The sequence below is a fragment of the Chitinophaga sp. genome (assembly GCF_035564935.1).
Lineage (GTDB): Bacteria > Bacteroidota > Bacteroidia > Chitinophagales > Chitinophagaceae > Chitinophaga.
Genome location: NZ_DATMTE010000431.1, coordinates 1 through 5964 on the forward strand (window position 1 = coordinate 1; position 5964 = coordinate 5964).

Annotated in this window: 3 protein-coding genes; 1 reads left to right on the forward strand and 2 read right to left on the reverse strand. The window is 48.2% G+C overall.

Annotated features, from left to right (window positions below; translation table 11 throughout):
• Positions 1 to 47: 47 nt before the first annotated feature.
• A complete protein-coding gene (locus tag VN105_RS11140; RefSeq protein ID WP_325640815.1) occupies positions 48 to 3701 on the reverse strand; it encodes a BamA/TamA family outer membrane protein in 3654 nt (1217 codons plus the stop codon).
• Entirely contained in the window at positions 3698 to 4546 is an 849-nt protein-coding gene (locus tag VN105_RS11145; RefSeq protein ID WP_325640817.1) for a hypothetical protein, read from the reverse strand. Before VN105_RS11145 ends, VN105_RS11140 begins: the two co-directional genes overlap by 4 nt.
• 161 nt (positions 4547 to 4707) lie before the next feature.
• Here VN105_RS11145 and VN105_RS11150 point away from each other — a divergent pair.
• The coding region (locus VN105_RS11150) for a Pycsar system effector family protein (protein ID WP_325640819.1) at positions 4708 to 5964 on the forward strand (1257 nt) is incomplete at its 3' end.

A 5964-nucleotide genomic window follows, 5' to 3' on the forward strand; every position in this document is an offset into this window, starting at 1 on the left:
GGCGTATCAAAAGTTTTGATACACCCTCTTCTTATATCGTCTTCTCCTTAAAATTTAAACCCGAAGGTTATATAAGGCACTGTTTCTTCTTTGGAATGTCCTACCACCGCGGTGATGATCAACGCATTGATAGGCGCTATATAAACGCCGCCACCATATCCGTCGTGCCACACATGGGAGGTTTCATTTTCCCTCCATACACGGCCCACATCATTAAAGGCAATAAGACCAACACCGGCAGGCAGGATATATGTTTTCAGGTCAAATAATTTCACGCGTATTTCCGTATTGTTATACACATTGGCATCGCCGGCAAAGCGGTAGTTGCGGTAGCCGCGAAGGTTTTGCACGCCACCTACCGTAAGCGCCTGGAAGTATTCATAATTGCCCCATAATTTACCGCCACCAAAACGGCTTACTATCACAAAGTTGGCAGGGATACGGAAACTCATGTAGAGGCTCAGATCCGACTGCAGTGATGTGGTGTTATAGCTGTTGCTGTTCACACCAAAGTTGCCGGCATAAGTGGTGGTCCACAGGATGCCGCGGGTAGGAATGATCTTGTTGTTACGGGTATCAATGGTGGCTACTATTTTACCACCGGCATATGCCTTATTGGCGTAGATACCGGCGGAATCCAGACCGTTGTTTTTAAAATCGGTGATGAAACGGTTATCGTTTTCCCCTTTATTAAAAGCATAATTATTGAAAGTAGGACCATACGCAATGGTCATGTGGTTACCCACACTTGTTCTCAGCAATGCTTCTGCGGTATAAAAATTATACCTTGCCCGATACCAGGAAATGGTTTTATTATTTGATTTATCGAACACTGTTTCATTTCCATAACCGAAAAAGTTAATGGTATTGTTTGGCGCCTTTGCCCTGGCGAACAACAGCAGGTCTGATTTCCCGATCACGTCTGTATATTCTCCTTCATAGCGGAAGTTCCAGGCGCGTGTAGCCAGCGCATGTGTAGCGGTGAACAGGTGTTTGGTGGAAAACGGCTCCCGGCGCCAGGCATGGCGGGTAACGGACAACCCTAAACCGAGTAAAAGACCATCGTCGCGGTTGTAGCCACCGGCCAGTAAAGGCATTGCTTTTTCATACTGGAAGGCATTGCGGTTGTATTTGATATTGGCCGGATCGTTCGACAGGCGGCGCTGTTCGTTACCCGTGAGCGCAAAGGTATCTTTACCGGTACGCTGATCGTATATGCGTACCCGTTTGCCTGCCTTTACCGTGGTGCTGTCCATGTAAGTATCTGCTTCCTTGCCACCTACCAGGCGGATACGAATCGGGGTTGCATGATCGCCTTTTACCACGAAACGGTCGTTGCCACCCATGCCATATACATTTACTTCTTTGGTAACGGAGGGATCGAAAGTACGGGAGTAGATGTTTTGCTGAACGGCTCCTTTCTTGCTGATCTTAAAGATATCCAGCGCTACCTTACCTCCAGCCTGCTTTTCAACGGTGATAAGCTCATTCTTTTCTGTGGCCGGTACATCAACGCCCTTGGCGAGGAAGCGGTAATATTTGAGGGTGTTCTTTTCCAGGATGTTGCGGCGGGCAGATAATTTCTCGATCATCATTGGGCCTACCAGCGACTGGATAGTATCGGGAAAAGCTTTTACAGCAGCGTCTATCACGCTATCGGTCATCTTCTTTAATAACTTATCTGTTTGTTTCTTCCAGTCGCTTTCATCCATTTCATTAAGGAAAGAGCGGTCGAAATAGCGGGTGCTGAAGTTAAAGCCGTTGATATCCGGGATATCTTTACGGAAGCCTTGTATAGCCGGCATGAACCAGGGACGGGCCGCCATACGGGGAATAAAACCACCGTTGAGGAAAAATGCCTGGTCGCGGTCGCGCGGCACCGGGTAGTAATATTCCTCTCCTTTATGTTTTTCTTTATACCAGCGCCACTGGTCGTCGTGACGATCGAAATCCATGATGTACATATCGAAGATGCGTGCGCGGAGCACGGATTTCTGGTCGATGTGTACGTCATTATCACCCCATACCTTCGCCAATACCTTTGGAGTGTTGTATGTTTTATCGTTGCTGCCGGTAACGGGTTCCCTTTCTTCGAAGAGGAACACTTCGTTGCCATAGTCATTTGCATAGATGCCGAGGGAGCTATCTGCCGGCAGGTATACAAAAGTAGGATTGGTATGCGGTACACCGGCGGCTTCGGCCAATACACTTACAGCCAGCGGGGCGTAAGGGTTGGCGGCGGAGATCTGGTCCTGCACTACTTCGCGGGCAATAGTTTCCCTCAGCAATTCAGGAATAGCTGCCAGCGGGAATTTTTTCAGGGAGCGCATGGCCCATTCGGTGCCGGTACTATCTTCCAGGCGAAGTGAATGCGTTTGTTTTCCACCGCCCCGTTGCAGGATCTTCAGGCCGCCTTTGGCTGTTTTCAGGTCCAGCACCGGGAAGTTCAGCGGTGTAGCCCAAACTTTGCGATAGTTTTCGCCCAGTAATTTTTTATGAAAATTAGAGACGTGGATATATTGGGTATCGGCAGCCACCTTTATAGCCGGCGGCAATGATGCCGGCGGATGATAAGCAAGCGCCTGTTGCGGGATATCCTGCAGGCGGAACAGGGTGTTGGTGAACACCGGTTGTGCGCCGTTGTCTGCAATATAATATTGTACCCGCACGGTGCTATCGGACATCAGTTCAATAGCGCTGAACCCGTTGGCGGTGCTGGCGAACAATGATTTCGGGCCTTTCTTTACCCGGTTGTTTTTTGCGCCGCTGCCGCTTACCACGTAGGCGTTCTGCTTATCTTTTATGAGCTGGAGCGTGTGATCATGACCGGAAACAAATACCACGGGGCCATGCGGCTTCAGGGCTGTTTCCACCCCTTTGATCATTTGCTGGTATTTAGGATTCGGAATATCTTCCGGGGTACCGAAAACGCCACGGGCAATGGGATAGATAGAGCCTATTACCGGCAGCGGTACAAACAGCGCCGGGCGAAGGTCTGTAAGCGGGAAGATATGTTGCTTGATGGTATAATAGCCGCCATGAATACCATAGCTGCGGAAAGGATGATGGGTAGCAAATATGATCAGCTTGTTGCGGTTCATAGCAACTATTTCCGACAGCCTGTTAAGCACTTCGTCGTTGTCTTTACAATCGCAGGACGATTCAATGCCCGGTTTCTGATAAGGGAACACCCACCATTCACTGTCCATGATGATGAGGGTAATATTATCGGAGATCTTTACTTCCGTGGGGCCGGGACAGCCTTCTTTGGGTTCAAAGTGTACATTGTCCAGGTGCTGGGAATCCACGTATTGCTGCTGGTTACGGATAATGTCCCATCCATCGGGTTTGCTTTTGTCCCAGTCGTGGTTACCGGGAATGATATATCCCTGCGCATTGGTACCGCGTACCAGGTTGATCTGGTAATCGATGATTTCCTTTGCTATGGGGAACTTCCTGCTGGCCGAGTCGGGTAACCCTCTCGGGTATACGTTATCGCCCAGGAACAGGATGGTATTGCGGTTGTCTTGCAGGTTGAAGGTGTTGCGGACGGCGTCCACTACGGAGTTTTTGCCGTTGTCGTGCAGTTCCCCGGCGTCGCCGATAAGGATCACGCGTTTCACTACCTGTGGCGACTGGCTGTAGCCGGTAGTGCAGGCGAAGATGAGTAAGGCAATATAGATTATGGCTGATCTGATCATCTGGACTTGTAACTAAATTTAAGAATATTGGCGGAACCGTCGTAGCCGCCTTCATTGGAAATATACATATCGCCATTTGGGGCAAAGGCCAGGCCTTCCGGCTGGAGGAACAGGCGGTGTTTAAGGTTGTAGGCTTCCTGTACGTGGCCCTGCAGATCGGCTATTACGAGCAGGCCGTTTACAGAGGCAACGATATACAGTCTTTTTTCGATGGGATGAACGGCTGCCGCCGATGGTTTAAAGAAGCGCATATCCGATCCGGCCAGGCTGGCAATTTCCTGGTTACTGAACCGGTAGATGGCGGCGGTATCGAATGTTTTCGTAGCCAGGTTGAAGCGGTAGGCGCTGGTAACGCCCAGCTTTTTATCATCTTCACAGTTTTTGCAGATCATCACAATGCCATTACTTCCGCGGTCGTAGTAAGTGGTTTCAAATTCCTTCTTTCCCTGCTTTTCCATTTTGTAATAATCGCTGTATATGCTGTCGGTAAACAGGCCATGTACCTGAAACAGGGAGCCGTTACTTTTCAGTACAAACCAGCCGCTATCGGTATGGCATATATCTTCATAGTCCCCGTTTTTTGCAAATTTGAAGTGGGGATATGGTTCTTTGGCCAATACATCCACCTGGTAAATGCGGCCTTCCTCATCGTTGATGGCCATAATGCGGTGTTCATCGGGGAATAATTCGATACCGGAAATTTCCTGCATGGATTCCCTTACCCGGTAGCGTACCGGTTCTTTCAGGTCATAACCTTTGGGCGAAGCATATACTTTTTGTTCCCTGTCGCTCAGATTACATGACAGTAAGAAAAGGAGAAAGATTAACCCGATCCGGACATCCATAGTGTAACTTTATAGCATAAATTTAACTCAAAAATGCAGTAACTTAGGTTCAATTTGCGATTTGTAATACGCGAAATGGCGAACATACCGTTATTAGTACCATAAAGTGCAAAGTAATAAAACGTATTTCGCAGTTCCTTATCTTAATTTTCGTCTTCCTTATGCAAAACAATGCTATTATAGATGCAGCCCGGGACTATGTGATGGCCCAGTATCAGCAACACCCGCGCCCTAACCTGGTTTATCATAATCTCGTACATACACAACAGGTAGTGCAGGCTGCCGGGCAAATTGCGGCCCATTACCGTTTGCAGGACGACGAATTAGCAGCAGTGTATGTAGCCGCCTGGTTCCATGACGCCGGCTACCTGCTTGGCGAAGGCAGCGCCCATGAAGAAAACGGCGCCAAAGAGGCCCTGCAGTTCTTACAGCAACAACAGGCGCCTGAAAATGTTCAGTTGATGGTAAAAGGCGCTATCCTGGCCACCAAAATGCCACAGTCGCCCAATACCCTCGTGGAACAGATTGTTTGTGACGCGGACCTTTCCCATCTTGGCTCCAAAGAATTTACCGACCGGAACAAGTTATTGCGGCAGGAAATGGAACTTACCTACCAGGTAGATATTCCCGGCATCAAATGGCTAACCAATAATATCAAGTTCCTGACGGAGCATCATTACTGGACCGATTACGCTCAAACCCTGTTCAAACAACAGAAAGACGATAACCTGGAAAAGCTGAAAAAGAAACTGGAGAAGAAAACAAAGGAAGCCGGCGAAGAACATCTTACTTCCGTTGCCGCTACAGCTGTTACACCAGGTACCGAAGGCGCTCCTGCTACCGCCACAGAGAAAAAGAAAAAAGACAAGGACAAAGGGAAAGGAAGCAAATCGGAACGTGGCGTGGAAACCATGTTCAGGACCACCTCCACCAATCATATCAGGCTCAGCTCCATGGCCGACAGCAAAGCACATATCATGATTTCGGTAAATTCCATTATCATATCAGTGATATTGAGCGTGCTTGTAAGGCGGCTGGAAGATTATCCCAATATGGTGATCCCTTCCATTATTTTCCTGTTCACCGCAGTGCTCACCGTGATCTTTTCCGTACTGGCTACCCGTCCTAATGTAACCAGCGGTATTTTTACCAAAGCAGATATTGAAAAGAAAGATGCCAACCTTTTGTTTTTTGGTAATTTTTATAAGATGCACCTGGAAGAATACCAATGGGGAATCAGGCAGATGATGGATGATTCAGACTTCCTGTACAGCAGTATGACAAGAGACATTTATTACCTCGGCGTAGTGCTGGGGCATAAATATAAGCTGCTGCGTATCTCTTATAATATTTTCATGTTTGGCCTGATCATTTCAGTATTCGCTTTCCTGATCGCAGCCATTTTTTTCCCGGCAAAA